At 54.8% G+C, this 16,022-nt stretch carries 12 protein-coding genes; 10 read left to right on the forward strand and 2 right to left on the reverse strand.

Annotated features, from left to right (window positions below; translation table 11 throughout):
* Positions 1 to 3: 3 nt before the first annotated feature.
* A complete protein-coding gene (gene acuI, locus NA330_RS04410) occupies positions 4 to 978 on the reverse strand; it encodes an acrylyl-CoA reductase (NADPH) (RefSeq protein ID WP_001148246.1) in 975 nt (324 codons plus the stop codon).
* Between the two features lie 203 nt (positions 979 to 1,181).
* Between acuI and csrD the strand changes: the two genes are divergently transcribed.
* The 8 genes from csrD (at position 1,182) to tldD (ending at position 13,643) form a co-directional block, all read left to right on the forward strand.
* Positions 1,182 to 3,122, forward strand: a complete 1,941-nt coding sequence (csrD, locus tag NA330_RS04415) for an RNase E specificity factor CsrD (protein WP_001241381.1) — start codon at positions 1,182 to 1,184, stop codon at positions 3,120 to 3,122.
* 307 nt (positions 3,123 to 3,429) lie between these two features.
* The gene (gene mreB, locus NA330_RS04420; protein WP_000913396.1) at positions 3,430 to 4,473 is read left to right on the forward strand and encodes a rod shape-determining protein MreB; all 1,044 of its coding nucleotides are present in this window, start codon (positions 3,430 to 3,432) and stop codon (positions 4,471 to 4,473) included.
* Between the two features lie 64 nt (positions 4,474 to 4,537).
* Complete coding sequence (gene mreC / locus NA330_RS04425; protein WP_000802538.1) at positions 4,538 to 5,590, forward strand: rod shape-determining protein MreC; 1,053 nt, start codon at positions 4,538 to 4,540, stop codon at positions 5,588 to 5,590.
* 2 nt (positions 5,591 to 5,592) lie between these two features.
* On the forward strand, positions 5,593 to 6,081 hold the full coding sequence (mreD, locus tag NA330_RS04430) for a rod shape-determining protein MreD (protein ID WP_000179403.1): 489 nt from the start codon (positions 5,593 to 5,595) through the stop codon (positions 6,079 to 6,081).
* A gap of 8 nt (positions 6,082 to 6,089) precedes the next feature.
* Complete coding sequence (locus NA330_RS04435) at positions 6,090 to 6,683, forward strand: Maf family protein (protein WP_023242147.1); 594 nt, start codon at positions 6,090 to 6,092, stop codon at positions 6,681 to 6,683.
* On the forward strand, positions 6,673 to 8,142 hold the full coding sequence (gene rng / locus NA330_RS04440; RefSeq protein ID WP_000123188.1) for a ribonuclease G: 1,470 nt from the start codon (positions 6,673 to 6,675) through the stop codon (positions 8,140 to 8,142). The genes NA330_RS04435 and rng overlap by 11 nt, the downstream gene beginning before the upstream one ends.
* A gap of 110 nt (positions 8,143 to 8,252) precedes the next feature.
* Positions 8,253 to 12,053 carry an AsmA2 domain-containing protein YhdP gene (gene yhdP, locus NA330_RS04445; protein ID WP_023242148.1) on the forward strand — a complete coding sequence of 1,267 codons (3,801 nt, stop codon included), beginning with the start codon at positions 8,253 to 8,255 and terminating at the stop codon, positions 12,051 to 12,053.
* A gap of 144 nt (positions 12,054 to 12,197) precedes the next feature.
* Positions 12,198 to 13,643 carry a metalloprotease TldD gene (gene tldD, locus NA330_RS04450; protein ID WP_000055940.1) on the forward strand — a complete coding sequence of 482 codons (1,446 nt, stop codon included), beginning with the start codon at positions 12,198 to 12,200 and terminating at the stop codon, positions 13,641 to 13,643.
* A gap of 121 nt (positions 13,644 to 13,764) precedes the next feature.
* Here tldD and aaeR read toward each other — a convergent pair whose 3' ends face one another.
* Complete coding sequence (aaeR, locus tag NA330_RS04455) at positions 13,765 to 14,694, reverse strand: HTH-type transcriptional activator AaeR (RefSeq protein ID WP_000440300.1); 930 nt, start codon at positions 14,692 to 14,694, stop codon at positions 13,765 to 13,767.
* A 181-nt stretch (positions 14,695 to 14,875) separates the two neighbouring features.
* On the opposite strand from aaeR, the gene aaeX reads away from it, so the two are divergent.
* Positions 14,876 to 15,079, forward strand: coding sequence for a p-hydroxybenzoic acid efflux pump operon protein AaeX (aaeX, locus tag NA330_RS04460; RefSeq protein WP_000051840.1), 204 nt, complete (start codon positions 14,876 to 14,878; stop codon positions 15,077 to 15,079).
* Positions 15,080 to 15,086: 7 nt separating this feature from the next.
* Entirely contained in the window at positions 15,087 to 16,019 is a 933-nt protein-coding gene (aaeA, locus tag NA330_RS04465; protein WP_000855138.1) for a p-hydroxybenzoic acid efflux pump subunit AaeA, read from the forward strand.
* Positions 16,020 to 16,022 lie beyond the last annotated feature (3 nt).

Here is a 16,022-nt window from a genome sequence, read left to right on the forward strand (position 1 = left end):
ACGTTATTTTATCTTCACCAGCGTACGGCCCTGAACCTGATTATTGATGATGGCATCGGCGAACTTCGGCGCATCCGCCAGCGTAATCTCTGTGGCGGCCTGAGCATAGAACGATTCCGGCAGATCCTTAACCAAACGCGCCCAGGCCTCTGCGCGACGTGCCGGTGGGGTCATCACCGAGTCCACCCCTTGCAAACGCACATTACGCAGAATGAATGGCATAACGGTGGTCGGCAGCGCGAAGCCGCCCGCCAGGCCGCAGGCGGCCACGCAACCGCCATAGTTCATCTGTGCCAGCACTTTCGCCAGCACTTTATCGCCAACGGTATCAATTGCACCGGCCCACAGCTGTTTTTCCAACGGGCGAGATTCAGCAAACTCATCGCGGCTGAGAATACGGTTAGCTCCCAGGCTCTTAAGATAGCCGTGGGTGCTTTCACGTCCTGATACTGCTGCAACCTGATAGCCCAGCTTATGCAGTAATGCAACGGCAGTGCTGCCTACGCCGCCGCTGGCGCCGGTGACGACAACCTCACCGTCTTGCGGGCGAATACCTGCATCTTCAAGCGCCATGACGCACAGCATGGCGGTAAAACCGGCGGTGCCGATGATCATGGCGTTACGGCTGCTCAGTCCCGCAGGCAGCGCGACCAGCCAGTCGCCTTTAACGCGTGCGCGTTCGGCCAGGCCGCCCCAGTGGTTTTCGCCCACGCCCCAGCCAGTCAGTAGTACTTCCTGGCCTGCATGAAAGCGAGGATCTTCGCTTGCGTGAACGGTGCCGGCGAAATCAATACCAGGAATCATCGGAAAATGACGGATAATTTTCCCTTTTCCGGTGATAGCCAGAGCATCTTTATAATTCAGGCTGGACCAGTGGACATCCACCGTCACATCACCTGCCGGCAGTTGACTCTCTTCGAGATGTTGCACGGATGCGAGGGTTTTACCGTCCTGCTGTTCTAAGATCAACGCCTGCATAACCTGTCCTCACTTTACATGGTAGATTGGAAAAATAGCTACGAAGACTATACTCGCTAATTAAAACGTGATGCCGATGCAACGCAATAAATTGCCAGATAGATCCATTTTGGTAGTATGCCTGCTTCATTGCGCGCCGTGGCGAATTCCGCCTTCAGATTCGCTTTTTCATACTGTTTATAACCGTCGGAGTTAACTCAAGGATGCGATTAACGACGAAATTCTCAGCTTTTATCACGCTGCTCACGGGGTTAACGATCTTCGTGACTCTGATAGGTTGCTCGCTAAGCTTTTATAACGCCGTACAGTATAAGTATGTCAGCCGTGTGCAGGCGACGGCGACAGCCATTGATACGCACCTGGTGACCCATGATATTGTCTCGCTGACGCCGCAAATCGACGAGCTCATGATCGCTTCCGATATTGTGCGTGTCGATCTGTTGCAGGGGGAGCGCAGCGTCTACAGCCATTCTCGCGCCAGAGGTTATCGGCCAGCCGGCACCAGCGACATGTATCGCGAGCTGGTCGTACCGCTGATAAAACATCCAGGAATGTCGCTACGTCTGGTTTACCAGGACCCGATGGGTAACTATTTTCACTCACTGATCACCACGGCGCCGCTGACGCTGGCGATCGGTTTTATCGTTCTGATTTTGTTTTTATCGGTGCGCTGGCTGCAGCGGCAGCTTTCCGGGCAAGAGCTTCTGGAAATTCGCTCAACGCGCATTCTGAACGGCGAACGCGGGGCGAATGTCCGGGGTTCTGTTTACGAATGGCCAGCGCGCACCAGTAGCGCGCTTGATGTATTGCTTTCCGAAATTCAGTTTGCTCACGAACAGCGTAGCCGCCTGGACACCCTCATTCGCTCCTACGCCGCGCAGGACACCAAAACCGGACTCGGTAACCGTCTGTTCTTTGATAACCAGCTGGCGACGCTGCTGGAAGATCAGGAAAAAGTGGGAGTGCATGGCGTGGTGATGATGATCCGCTTGCCAGACTTCAATCTTCTGCGCGACAGCCTGGGAGGCAATCAGGCGGAAGAGCAGATGTTTATGCTTATCAATCTGCTATCGACATTTATTATGCGTTACCCAGGCTCGCTGCTGGCGCGTTATCACCGCAGCGACTTTGCCGTGCTGCTACCGCATCGAACGCTAAAAGAAGCGGAAAGTATTGCCGGACAACTTTTAAAAGCTGTCGATGCGCTACCGGCTAACAAAATGCTCGATCGTGACGATATGGTACATATTGGCATTTGCGCCTGGCGCAGCGGACAGTCCACCGAGCAGGTGATGGAACATGCTGAAGCCGCGGCGCGGAATGCCGCCCTGCAGGGGGGAAATAGCTGGGCTATCTACGACGACACTCTGCCGGAAAAAGGGCGCGGCAATGTGCGCTGGCGCACATTGATTGAGCAGATGCTGAACCGGGGCGGACCGCGACTTTATCAAAAACCGGCGGTCACGCGAGAAGGTCGCGTACATCATCGGGAATTGATGTGTCGCATCTATGACGGTAAAGAAGAGGTGAGCTCGGCGGAGTATATGCCGATGGTGTTGCAATTTGGTTTATCGGAAGAGTATGACAGATTACAAATTAGCCGCCTGATTACGTTGCTGGGCTACTGGCCGGATGAAAATCTGGCAATGCAGTTGACGGTTGAGTCGCTGATTCGTCCGCGTTTTCAGCGCTGGTTGCGCGATACGTTAATGCAGTGTGAAAAATCACAGCGAAATCGCATAATTATTGAACTTGCGGAGGCAGATGTTTGTCAACACATCAGCCGGTTACAACCCATCCTTCGCTTAGTCAATGCGCTTGGCGTTCGGGTGGCGGTGACACAGGCGGGTTTGACGCTGGTTAGCACGAGCTGGATTAAAGCGCTCAATGTGGAATTACTCAAGCTGCATCCGAGTCTGGTCAGAAACATTGAGAAGCGAACGGAAAACCAGCTTCTGGTTCAAAGTCTGGTAGAGGCCTGCGCGGGTACGCCTACGCAGGTTTACGCGACGGGCGTCCGTTCGCGCGGCGAGTGGCAGACGCTGACAAAACGCGGCGTGGCTGGCGGGCAGGGTGATTTTTTTGCCTCCTCCCAACTACTTGACACAAACGTGAAAAAATATTCGCAAAGATACTCGGTTTAACCTGCCGTTTAATTTGTTTTCACGTAGAATAACGCGCGCTGCGCCTCATGGGGGTGTGCTTGTCTGCTCGCCAGATTGTTGCAGCAAATATGCAGGTGAATGACCTTTGACAGGTTGCAAACGAAGGCGAGGATTGCTGCTGATTTTTTCAGCCCTGAGGGACTCAGGCCGAGATTTGTAACAAAGGAAACGAACTGCACTAATTTTCACCGTAGCAGATGATTTTTGCGCCTTGTCGCTGCTGCGTGTGGTTGGTAAAGTAAGCGGATTTTGTTTTCCGCCCCAGCTTTCAGGATTATCCCTTAGTATGTTGAAAAAATTTCGTGGCATGTTTTCCAATGACCTGTCCATTGACCTGGGTACCGCGAATACCCTCATTTATGTAAAAGGACAAGGCATCGTATTGAATGAGCCTTCCGTTGTGGCCATTCGTCAGGATCGTGCCGGTTCGCCGAAAAGCGTGGCTGCAGTCGGTCATGATGCGAAGCAGATGCTGGGCCGTACGCCGGGCAATATCGCTGCGATCCGTCCGATGAAAGACGGCGTTATCGCTGACTTCTTTGTGACCGAAAAAATGCTCCAGCACTTTATTAAACAAGTGCACAGCAACAGCTTTATGCGCCCAAGCCCGCGCGTACTGGTATGCGTGCCGGTCGGCGCGACGCAGGTAGAACGCCGCGCAATTCGTGAATCCGCTCAGGGCGCAGGCGCCCGTGAAGTCTTTTTGATCGAAGAGCCGATGGCGGCCGCGATCGGCGCAGGTCTGCCAGTTTCTGAAGCAACCGGTTCAATGGTTGTGGATATCGGTGGTGGTACCACTGAAGTTGCCGTGATCTCCCTGAACGGCGTGGTTTACTCTTCTTCTGTCCGTATTGGTGGTGACCGCTTCGACGAAGCCATCATTAATTACGTTCGTCGTAACTACGGTTCTCTGATTGGTGAAGCCACCGCAGAACGTATTAAACACGAAATCGGTTCCGCTTATCCGGGCGACGAAGTCCGCGAGATCGAAGTGCGTGGCCGTAACCTGGCGGAAGGCGTTCCACGCGGCTTTACCCTGAACTCAAACGAGATTCTGGAAGCGTTGCAGGAACCGTTGACCGGTATCGTCAGCGCGGTAATGGTGGCGCTGGAACAGTGTCCGCCGGAGCTGGCGTCAGACATCTCCGAGCGCGGTATGGTGCTCACCGGCGGCGGCGCGCTGCTGCGTAACCTTGACCGTCTGTTAATGGAAGAGACGGGCATTCCTGTCGTGGTTGCTGAAGATCCGCTGACCTGTGTGGCGCGCGGCGGCGGCAAGGCGCTGGAAATGATCGATATGCACGGCGGCGACCTGTTCAGCGAAGAGTAGTTGGATACGGGCAGGATTATCCCTGGATTGTCCTGCCTCTCCGACGCGAGAATACGCATAGCCTATGAAGCCAATTTTTAGCCGTGGCCCGTCGCTACAGATTCGCCTTATTCTGGCGGTGCTGGTGGCGCTCGGCGTTATCATTGCCGACAGCCGCCTGGGGACGTTCAGTCAAATCCGAACGTACATGGACACTGCCGTCAGTCCTTTCTATTTTATTTCAAACGGCCCTCGTGAACTGCTCGACAGCGTGTCGCAAACGCTGGCTTCTCGCGACCAGCTTGAGCTGGAAAATCGGGCGCTGCGCCAGGAATTACTGCTAAAAAACAGCGACCTGCTGATGCTGGGGCAGTACAAACAGGAGAACGCGCGGTTGCGCGAGCTGCTGGGGTCGCCGCTGCGTCAGGACGAGCAGAAAATGGTGACGCAGGTTATTTCAACGGTTAACGATCCTTACAGCGATCAGGTCGTTATCGATAAAGGCAGCGTTAATGGCGTATATGAAGGTCAACCGGTCATTAGCGACAAAGGCGTCGTAGGGCAGGTTGTCGCCGTGGCGAAACTGACCAGCCGCGTACTGCTGATTTGCGATGCGACTCATGCGCTGCCGATTCAGGTACTGCGCAATGACATCCGCGTGATTGCCGCCGGTAACGGCTGTACTGACGATCTTCAGCTTGAACATCTGCCCGCCAATACCGATATTCGCGTTGGCGATGTGCTGGTAACGTCCGGACTTGGTGGGCGTTTCCCGGAAGGGTATCCGGTGGCGGTGGTCTCCTCCGTCAAGCTGGACACTCAGCGCGCCTATACCGTCATTCAGGCTCGTCCAACCGCAGGTTTGCAGCGTTTGCGCTATCTGCTGCTGTTGTGGGGAGCCGATCGTAACGGCGCCAATCCGATGACGCCGGAAGAGGTTCACCGCGTCGCCAATGAGCGCCTGATGCAGATGATGCCGCAGGTGTTGCCTTCTCCGGATGCGATGGGGCCGCCGGCGCCAGTGCCGGACCCGGCGACGGGGATTACTCAGCCATCTGCGGGCCAGACTGCGCCGGTATCAACGCAACCATCGCCTTCGGGCGCGACCACGCCGCCTGCGCGTGCGCCGGGAGGGTAATGGTGGCGAGCTATCGTAGCCAGGGGCGCTGGGTTATCTGGCTCTCGTTTCTTATTGCGTTGTTGCTGCAAATCATGCCCTGGCCGGACGACATCATTGTTTTCCGGCCAAACTGGGTTTTGCTTATCTTACTGTACTGGATTCTGGCCCTGCCGCACCGCGTAAATGTGGGGACGGGATTTGTGATGGGTGCCATACTTGATCTCATCAGCGGTTCCACACTTGGCGTGCGCGCTCTGTCGATGAGTATTGTCGCCTATCTGGTCGCTCTGAAATTCCAGCTCTTCCGTAACCTGGCGCTCTGGCAGCAGGCGCTGGTGGTAATGTTGCTTTCACTGGCCGTGGACATTATTGTTTTCTGGGCCGAGTTTTTAGTGATCAACGTCTCTTTCAGACCGGAAGTGTTCTGGAGTAGTGTAGTCAATGGCGTGCTGTGGCCCTGGCTCTTTTTGCTGATGCGTAAAGTACGCCAGCAGTTTGCTGTGCAATAAAGGTCGATATGACAACTCTGTATCTTGCTTCCGGTTCCCCGCGTCGCCAGGAATTATTGACTCAACTTGGATTTTCATTCGAGCAGGTCGTGCCTGGTATTGAAGAGCAACGGCGTGCTCAGGAAAGCGCGCAGCAGTATGTTGTTCGGCTGGCGCGCGAAAAGGCGCAGGCTGGCGTGGCGCTGGTTCCCTGTGATCTGCCGGTGTTGGGCGCGGATACGATAGTCGTGTTAAACGGCGAGGTGCTGGAAAAGCCGCGCGACGCCGCTCATGCCGCAGAAATGCTGCGTTTGCTTTCCGGAAATACGCATCAGGTGATGACTGCTGTTGCGCTTGCGGACTCGCAGCAGACGCTGGATTGTCTGGTGGTAACGGAGGTGACTTTCCGCACGCTTTCTGCGCAGGATATTACTGGCTATGTCGCCAGCGGCGAGCCTTTAGATAAAGCAGGTGCATACGGTATTCAGGGGCGGGGTGGCTGTTTTGTCAGGAAGATAAATGGCAGCTATCACGCCGTGGTCGGCTTACCGCTGGTTGAAACGTATGAGTTGTTGAGTCATTTTAACGCACTGCGTGATAAAAGGGATAAACATGACGGCTGAATTGTTGGTAAACGTAACGCCATCGGAAACGCGCGTGGCGTACATTGATGGCGGTATTCTTCAGGAAATCCATATTGAGCGTGAAGCGCGACGCGGAATCGTAGGCAATATCTACAAAGGTCGTGTAAGTCGTGTACTTCCAGGTATGCAGGCGGCTTTTGTAGATATTGGGCTGGATAAAGCCGCATTTCTTCATGCTTCCGACATTATGCCGCATACCGAATGCGTGGCAGGCGACGAGCAAAAACAGTTTACCGTGCGCGATATCTCCGAGCTGGTGCGCCAGGGACAGGATCTGATGGTGCAGGTAGTGAAAGATCCGCTCGGCACGAAAGGCGCGCGTTTGACCACGGACATCACGTTGCCCTCCCGTTACCTTGTTTTTATGCCCGGCGCGTCACACGTTGGCGTTTCCCAGCGCATCGAAAGCGAAAGTGAACGCGAGCGCCTGAAAAAGGTGGTGGCGGAATACTGCGACGAACAGGGCGGGTTTATTATCCGTACCGCGGCGGAAGGCGTGTGTGAAGAGGATCTCGCGTCTGACGCCGCCTATCTCAAGCGCGTCTGGACGAAAGTCATGGAGCGCAAAAAGCGTCCGCAAACGCGCTACCAGATGTATGGCGAACTGGCGCTGGCGCAGCGCGTGCTGCGCGATTTCGCCGATGCGCAGTTGGACCGAATTCGCGTCGACTCACGTCTGACCTATGAGTCGCTGCTGGAGTTTACCGCAGAATACATCCCGGAAATGACCAGTAAGCTGGAGCATTACAGTGGCCATCAGCCGATCTTCGATCTTTATGACGTGGAAAATGAGATCCAGCGCGCGCTGGAGCGTAAGGTTGAACTCAAGTCCGGCGGTTATCTGATTATCGACCAAACCGAAGCGATGACGACGGTAGATATCAATACCGGCGCGTTTGTCGGACACCGTAATCTCGACGACACCATTTTTAATACCAATATTGAAGCGACTCAGGCCATTGCCCGCCAGCTACGCCTGCGTAATCTGGGCGGCATTATCATTATCGATTTTATCGACATGAATAATGAAGATCATCGCCGCCGGGTGCTGCATTCGCTGGAACAGGCGTTAAGTAAGGATCGCGTGAAAACCAGTATTAACGGTTTTTCGCCGCTGGGACTGGTGGAAATGACCCGTAAACGGACTCGTGAAAGCGTGGAACATGTGCTTTGTAACGAGTGTCCAACCTGTCATGGCCGCGGGACGGTAAAAACGGTGGAAACCGTCTGCTATGAGATCATGCGTGAAATTGTACGTGTTCATCACGCTTATGACTCCGATCGCTTCCTGGTTTATGCTTCTCCTGCGGTGGCGGAAGCGCTGAAAGGCGAAGAATCACACGCGCTGGCGGAAGTCGAAATCTTTGTCGGCAAACAGGTTAAAGTTCAGGTCGAACCGCTTTATAACCAGGAGCAGTTTGACGTCGTAATGATGTAATTGAGTAGTAGCACCAGCGCATGTAGGCCGGATAAGGCGCAAGCGCCGCCATCCGGCAATATACCTTCAAGGGGTGTGAGTCGTATTTTTTGGCAGACAAGGAGAGACGCGTGAGGCGATTGCCGGGGATTTTATTGCTCACTGGAGCCGCGCTCATCGTCATTGCAGCGCTGCTGGTTAGCGGGCTGCGCCTGGCGTTGCCTCATCTTGACGCCTGGCGTCCAGCTATCCTGAATAAGATTGAGTCTGTGACCGGCGTGCCGGTGGCCGCCAGCCAACTCTCCGCAAGCTGGCAAAATTTTGGCCCTACGCTGGAAGCGCATAATATTCATGCCGCCCTGAAAGATGGCGGCGAACTGTCGATAAAACGCGTTACGCTGGCGCTGGACGTCTGGCAAAGCCTGTTGCATATGCGCTGGCAGTTTCGCGACCTGACCTTCTGGCAACTCAATTTCCGCACCAACACGCCTCTTCAAAGCAGCGACGGCGAAGGCATCGAAACCAGCCGTTTAAGCGATCTTTTCCTGCGTCAGTTCGATCATTTCGATCTGCGCGATAGCCAAATCAGTTTTCTGACGCTTTCCGGACAACGCGCGGAGCTGGCGATCCCACAGCTTACCTGGCTAAACGGCAAAGAGCGGCACCGCGCCGAAGGCGAGGTCAGCCTCTCCAGCCTGACCGGGCAGCACGGCGTGATGCAGGTGCGGATGGATTTACGCGATGACGACGGTTTGCTGAATAACGGCAGAGTCTGGTTACAGGCCGACGATATTGACGTCAAGCCGTGGCTGGGCAAATGGATGCAGGATAATGTGGCGCTCCAGACGGCGCGTTTCAGTCTGGAAGGCTGGATGACGCTCAGTAAAGGTGAAATCGCCGGAGGAGACGTCTGGCTGAAACAGGGCGGCGCAAGCTGGCTGGGCGATAACACGACGCACACGCTGTCTGTCGATAACCTGACGGCGCAGATTAGCCGTGAGCAGCCGGGCTGGCAGTTTTATATTCCGGACACACGGATTACGCTTGATGGTAAACCCTGGCCGAGCGGAGCCTTAACCGTGGCCTGGCTCCCGCAGCAGGATGTCGGCGGCGAGAATCACACACGTAGCGATGAACTACGCATTCGCGCCAGTAATCTTGAACTGGCGGGGCTGGAAGCATTACGTCCGCTGGCGGCTAAACTGTCGCCTGTGCTGGGCGAAATATGGCAGGCTACGCAGCCGAGCGGAAAGATCGCCACACTGGCGCTGGATATTCCGCTACAGGCGACCGAAAAAACGCGTTTTCAGGCATCGTGGGAAAATCTTGCCTGGAAACAGTGGAAGCTGTTGCCCGGCGCGGAACATTTTTCCGGTACGCTGGCGGGAAGCGTAGAAGACGGGCAGATGAAGGTTGCGATGCAGCAGGCTAAGATGCCCTATGAAACCGTTTTTCGCGCGCCGCTGGAAATTGAAAACGGCGTCGCGACGCTTAGTTGGTTGAAGAATGAGAACGGCTTTCAGCTTGATGGCCGCGACATTGACGTCAAAGCAAAGGCGGTACATGCGCGCGGCGGGTTCCGCTATCTGCAACCGACGGGCGACGAACCGTGGCTGGGTATTCTGGCCGGAATCAGTACCGATGATGGATCTCAGGCGTGGCGCTATTTTCCGGAAAACCTGATGGGCAAAGCGCTGGTCGATTACCTTAGCGGCGCGATTCAGGGCGGCGAGGCGGATAACGCCACGTTGGTTTACGGTGGTAACCCGCACCTCTTTCCCTATAAGCATAACGAAGGTCAGTTTGAAGTGCTGGTGCCGCTACGCAATGCGACGTTTGCTTTTCAACCCGACTGGCCGGCGCTAAAAAATCTCAACATTGAACTGGATTTCCTGAACGACGGCCTGTGGATGCGTTCGGATAGCGTCGATTTGGGCGGGGTGAAGGCCAGCAAACTCACGGCGGCGATTCCGGATTATTCCAAAGAGAAACTGCTCATTGATGCCGATATTAACGGGCCGGGAAAAGCCGTTGGGCCTTATTTTGACGAGACGCCGCTAAAAGACTCGCTTGGCTCGACGCTGGCGGAGCTCCAATTATATGGCGATGTGAATGCTCGCTTACATCTTGATATTCCGCTGGACGGAGAACAGGTTACCGCCGAGGGCGATGTCTCGTTGCGTAATAACAGTCTGTTTATTAAGCCGCTAAACAGCACACTCAAAAATCTGAACGGTAAATTCAGCTTTGTGAATGGCGCGCTAAAAAGCGGGCCGCTGACGGCAAACTGGTTTAATCAGCCGCTTAACCTGGATTTCAGTACGACGGAAGGGGCAAAAGCCTATCAGGTCGCCGTCAACCTGAACGGTAACTGGCAACCAACGCGTATGGGCGTCTTACCGCCGCAACTGAATGACGCCCTGAGCGGCAGCGTGACGTGGAATGGTAAAGTCGGCATCGATCTTCCGTATCACGCTGACACCACTTATCACATCGAGCTGAATGGCGATCTGAGAAATGTGAGCAGTCACTTACCTTCTCCGCTAAATAAACCCGCAGGCGAAGCCATTCCGGTGAACATTCAGGCTGACGGCAACCTGAAAAGTTTTGCGCTAACGGGGAGCGCAGGGAGTAAAAATCACTTTAACAGCCGCTGGTTATTAAATCAGAAGCTGACGTTGGATCGGGCTATCTGGACGACGGACAGCCGGACGATTCCGCCATTACCTGCTCAACAAGGCGTTGAGCTCAATCTGCCGGCGCTGGATGGCGCGCAGTGGCTGGCGTTATTCCAGAAAGGCGCGGCGGATAACGTGAGCAGTTCGGCCGAGTTTCCTCAACGCGTCACGTTGCGTACTCCCGCGCTATCGCTGGGCGGCCAGCAGTGGAACAATTTGAGCGTTGTTTCAGCCCCCTCGCTGAACGGAACAAAAATTGAAGCGCAGGGCCGTGAGGTGAACGCCACGCTGCTCATGCGCAACCATGCGCCGTGGCTGGCGAACATTAAGTACCTGTACTACAACCCTGGCGTCGCAAAAACGCACGCCTCGTCACCAACGCCGACATCGCCGTTGGCTTCGGCGAACACGATCAGCTTCCGCGGCTGGCCGGACTTACAGCTTCGCTGCGAAGAGTGCTGGCTATGGGGGCAAAAATATGGGCGTATTGATGGCGATTTCGCCATCAAAGGCAATACGCTGACTCTGGCGAATGGCCTGATCGATACCGGATTCGCCCGTTTGAAAGCGAACGGCGAGTGGGTGAATGCGCCGGGTAATGAACGAACCTCGCTGAAAGGTAGTCTGCATGGTAGTAACCTCGACACGGCAGCCGGGTTCTTCGGTATCTCGACGCCAATCCAGAACGCGTCTTTTAACGTAGATTACGATCTGCACTGGCGAAACCCGCCCTGGCAACCTGAGGAAGCCACGCTCAACGGGATTTTACGTACGCGTCTGGGTAAAGGCGAGTTTACTGATCTCAGTAGCGGTCATGCCGGACAGCTACTGCGGCTGCTCAGTTTTGATGCGTTGCTGCGTAAGCTGCGGTTTGACTTCAGAGATACCTTTAGCGAGGGCTTCTATTTCGACTCTATTCATAGTACCGCGTGGATTAAAGATGGCGTCCTGCATACTGACGATACGCTGGTGGATGGGCTGGAAGCGGATATTGCAATGAAAGGTTCTGTTGATCTGGTGCGTCGTCGTCTTGATATGGAGGCCGTTGTCGCGCCGGAAATTTCCGCCACCGTGGGCGTCGCCGCCGCGTTTGCCGTTAACCCGATTGTCGGCGCGGCGGTATTTGCCGCCAGTAAAGTGTTGGGGCCGCTATGGAGCAAGGTCTCCATTTTGCGATATCGCATTACCGGTCCGGTCGATGCGCCGCAGATCAACGAAGTTCTGCGCCAACCGATAAAAGAAAGCCAGCAATGATTTGACGGGGGCGAGGAATTGCCCCACTCTCAGTAAATAGTCATGCCGGACGGCGCTGCGTTTATCCGGTTTGTACAATCTAACAACGTAGTCCGGATAAGGCGTGAACCGCCATCCGGCAGAAATCAACGAGTAGCAAAAACGATGAGTCTGAACCTGGTAAGTGAACAATTGCTAGCGGCGAATGGCCTGAACCATCAGGATCTGTTCGCTATTTTGGGCCAACTGGCCGAACGCCGTCTTGATTATGGCGACCTCTATTTTCAGTCGAGCTATCACGAATCCTGGGTTTTAGAAGACCGCATCATTAAAGATGGTTCATATAATATCGACCAGGGCGTTGGCGTTCGCGCCATTAGCGGCGAAAAAACCGGTTTTGCTTATGCTGACCAGATAAGCCTCCTGGCGCTGGAGCAGAGTGCGCAGGCAGCGCGAACCATTGTACGCGAGAACGGCGAAGGCAAGGTAAAAACGCTCGCCGCCGTAGCGCATCAGCCGCTCTACACCACCCTTGATCCACTGCAAAGTATGAGCCGCGAAGAGAAGCTGGATATCCTCAGACGCGTTGACAAAGTGGCGCGAGAAGCCGATAAACGCGTGCAGGAAGTTAACGCCAGCCTGACCGGCGTATATGAATTAATCCTCGTGGCGGCGACCGACGGGACGCTGGCGGCGGATGTCCGTCCACTGGTGCGGTTGTCCGTTAGCGTGCAGGTGGAAGAAGACGGTAAACGCGAGCGCGGCGCCAGCGGCGGCGGCGGTCGCTTTGGTTATGAGTATTTTCTTGCCGATCTCGACGGCGAGGTTCGCGCCGACGCGTGGGCGAAAGAAGCGGTACGCATGGCGCTGGTTAATCTCTCCGCGGTCGCTGCGCCAGCGGGGACGTTACCGGTGGTTCTGGGCGCCGGGTGGCCGGGTGTATTGCTGCACGAAGCGGTCGGTCACGGGCTGGAAGGTGATTTTAACCGTCGTGGGACGTCTGTATTTAGCGGTCAGATCGGCGAGCAGGTTGCTTCCGCGCTTTGCACCGTAGTGGATGACGGTACAATGATGAACCGTCGCGGCTCCGTTGCTATCGATGATGAAGGTACGCCAGGCCAGTACAACGTATTGATTGAAAATGGCGTACTGAAAGGATACATGCAGGACAAGCTGAACGCGCGCCTGATGGGCGCTGCGCCGACCGGTAACGGGCGTCGCGAATCTTATGCGCATCTGCCGATGCCGCGTATGACGAATACCTATATGTTGGCGGGGCAGTCAACGCCGCAGGAAATTATCGAATCCGTTGAGTACGGCATCTATGCGCCTAACTTTGGCGGCGGTCAGGTGGATATCACCTCCGGCAAGTTTGTGTTCTCTACCTCGGAAGCGTATCTGATTGAAAACGGCAAAGTCACGACGCCGGTGAAGGGCGCGACGTTGATTGGATCAGGCATTGAAACGATGCAACAGATCTCCATGGTCGGCAACGACCTTAAGCTGGATAACGGGGTGGGGGTCTGCGGTAAAGAGGGTCAAAGTCTGCCGGTAGGCGTAGGCCAGCCGACGCTGAAAGTCGATAACCTGACGGTTGGCGGCACCGCATAACTGTCCGCCTTATCAGGCCTGTGGTGTGTGCCGCCCAGGCCTGATAAGCGCAGCGCCATCAGGCAATGTCAGCCTCGGGTGGCATCTGGCTACAATCGTCTTCAGCAATTATCCGGTGTTTTTATTTTTCTTTTCCCCGCCCGTGCATCCCCTGAAACAGGTGTGCGACATCGACAAAATAGTCAGTTAACGCGTTAATCACTACCTGCACTTTAAGCGGCAGCTTATCTTTTTCGGTGTACAGCGCGTACACCGGACGGGGATCGGACTGATAGCGAGGCAGCAGGATCTCCAGATCGCCACGATTGATCTCATCGATCACCCACATCAGCGGCACATAGGCGATTCCGGTTCCGGCGGTCAGCCAGCGTACCAGCGTCATCGGATCGTTAGTGACGAACCGCCCCTGTGGAATCAGTCGGGTAGAAATTCCTTCCGGCGCGATAAGTTCAAACTCATTATCCGGGCGCACGCTATATTCCAGCCAGGAATGGCTACTGAGATCGGCGGGTTTTTCCGGGACGCCGTACTGAGCGAGGTAGGGCTTGGCGGCGCACACAACCATCGGCATCGCGCCAAGTCGACGGGAAAACAGGCTGGAGTCTTGCAGCGCGCCCACGCGGATCACCACGTCCAGCCCGTCGGCAATTAAATCCGGAGCCGGAATTCCTGTCACCAGATTGACCGCCAGACCGGGATACTCTTTTAATAATTTTGCGGTAAGCCCGGCCAGCACATTTTGCGCCATGGTTGAAGAACAGCCGATACGCAATGTACCGATGGGCGTGTTATTAAAAGCGTAAAGCTGCTCATGAACATCCTGCACTTCATGCAGCATACGACGGCAGCCCTGATAATAGATTTTTCCAGCCTCGGTAAGCCCAATGCTGCGTGTGCTGCGGTTGAGCAATTTAACCTGAAGCTCATCTTCCAGTTTCGCCACAGTCTGGCTGATGGACGATACGCTCATTTGCAGCTGTCTGGCTGCGGCGGTAAAAGAGCCAAACTCAACAACTTTGGCGAATACCGACATTCGTTTTAATCGTTCCATTATTCACTCTGGCTTAAAAGTGATTTAGATCACATAATATAGATAACAGCATAACAATTACGTTAATATACTATTATTCGAATAAGAGCTATGTCGCTCTCGCCTGGCGTCTCTTGCCCTTCTCTGCGGCGATGTAGCTTAACAATCTATCGCCTGCTCTCTCTCAGAAATCAAGGTCAACATGAGTCTGTTTCCCGTTATCGTGGTGTTTGGTCTTTCCTTCCCACCGATATTTTTCGAATTGCTTTTGTCACTGGCTATTTTTTGGCTGGTGCGTCGGATGCTTGTGCCGACGGGTATCTATGATTTTGTCTGGCATCCGGCTTTGTTCAATACCGCGCTGTATTGTTGTCTGTTTTATTTAATATCGCGCCTGTTCGTTTGAGGTTGAAGTGAAAACACTAACAAGAAAACTCTCCCGTACGGCCATTACCCTCGTACTGGTTATTCTGGCCTTTATCGCCATTTTCCGCGCCTGGGTGTATTACACCGAATCTCCCTGGACGCGAGACGCGCGTTTTAGCGCCGATGTCGTCGCTATTGCCCCGGATGTCGCGGGCCTGATTACCCATGTAAACGTGCATGATAACCAACTGGTGAAAAAGGATCAGGTCCTGTTTACCATCGATCAGCCACGCTATCAAAAAGCACTGGCGGAAGCGGAAGCTGATGTAGCCTATTATCAGGTCCTGGCGCAGGAAAAACGCCAGGAAGCCAGTCGCCGTAATCGCCTCGGCGTACAGGCGATGTCCCGGGAAGAGATCGATCAGGCGAACAATGTCTTGCAGACTGTACTGCATCAACTGGCTAAAGCCCAGGCGACGCGCGATCTGGCTAAACTCGATCTGGAACGCACCGTCATTCGCGCGCCTGCTGACGGCTGGGTGACTAACCTCAATGTTTATGCCGGTGAATTTATTACCCGCGGTTCCACGGCCGTTGCCCTGGTGAAAAAGAACTCTTTTTACGTGCAGGCCTATATGGAAGAGACCAAGCTGGAAGGCGTGCGTCCGGGATATCGTGCCGAAATCACGCCGCTTGGCAGCAACCGGGTATTAAAAGGTACTGTCGATAGCGTGGCGGCAGGGGTAACGAATGCCAGCAGTACCAGCGATGCGAAAGGGATGGCGACGATAGACTCTAACCTCGAATGGGTGCGTCTGGCCCAGCGTGTCCCGGTGCGTATCCGGCTCGACGAGCAGCAGGGGAATTTGTGGCCTGCCGGTACGACGGCAACCGTCGTGATCACCGGTAAGCAGGATCGTGACGCAAGCCAGGACTCCTTCTTCCGTAAACTGGCGCACCGGCTGCGCGAATTCGGTTAATCG

This window comes from Salmonella sp. NW722 (assembly GCF_051702785.1).
GTDB classification, from domain to species: domain Bacteria; phylum Pseudomonadota; class Gammaproteobacteria; order Enterobacterales; family Enterobacteriaceae; genus Salmonella; species Salmonella enterica.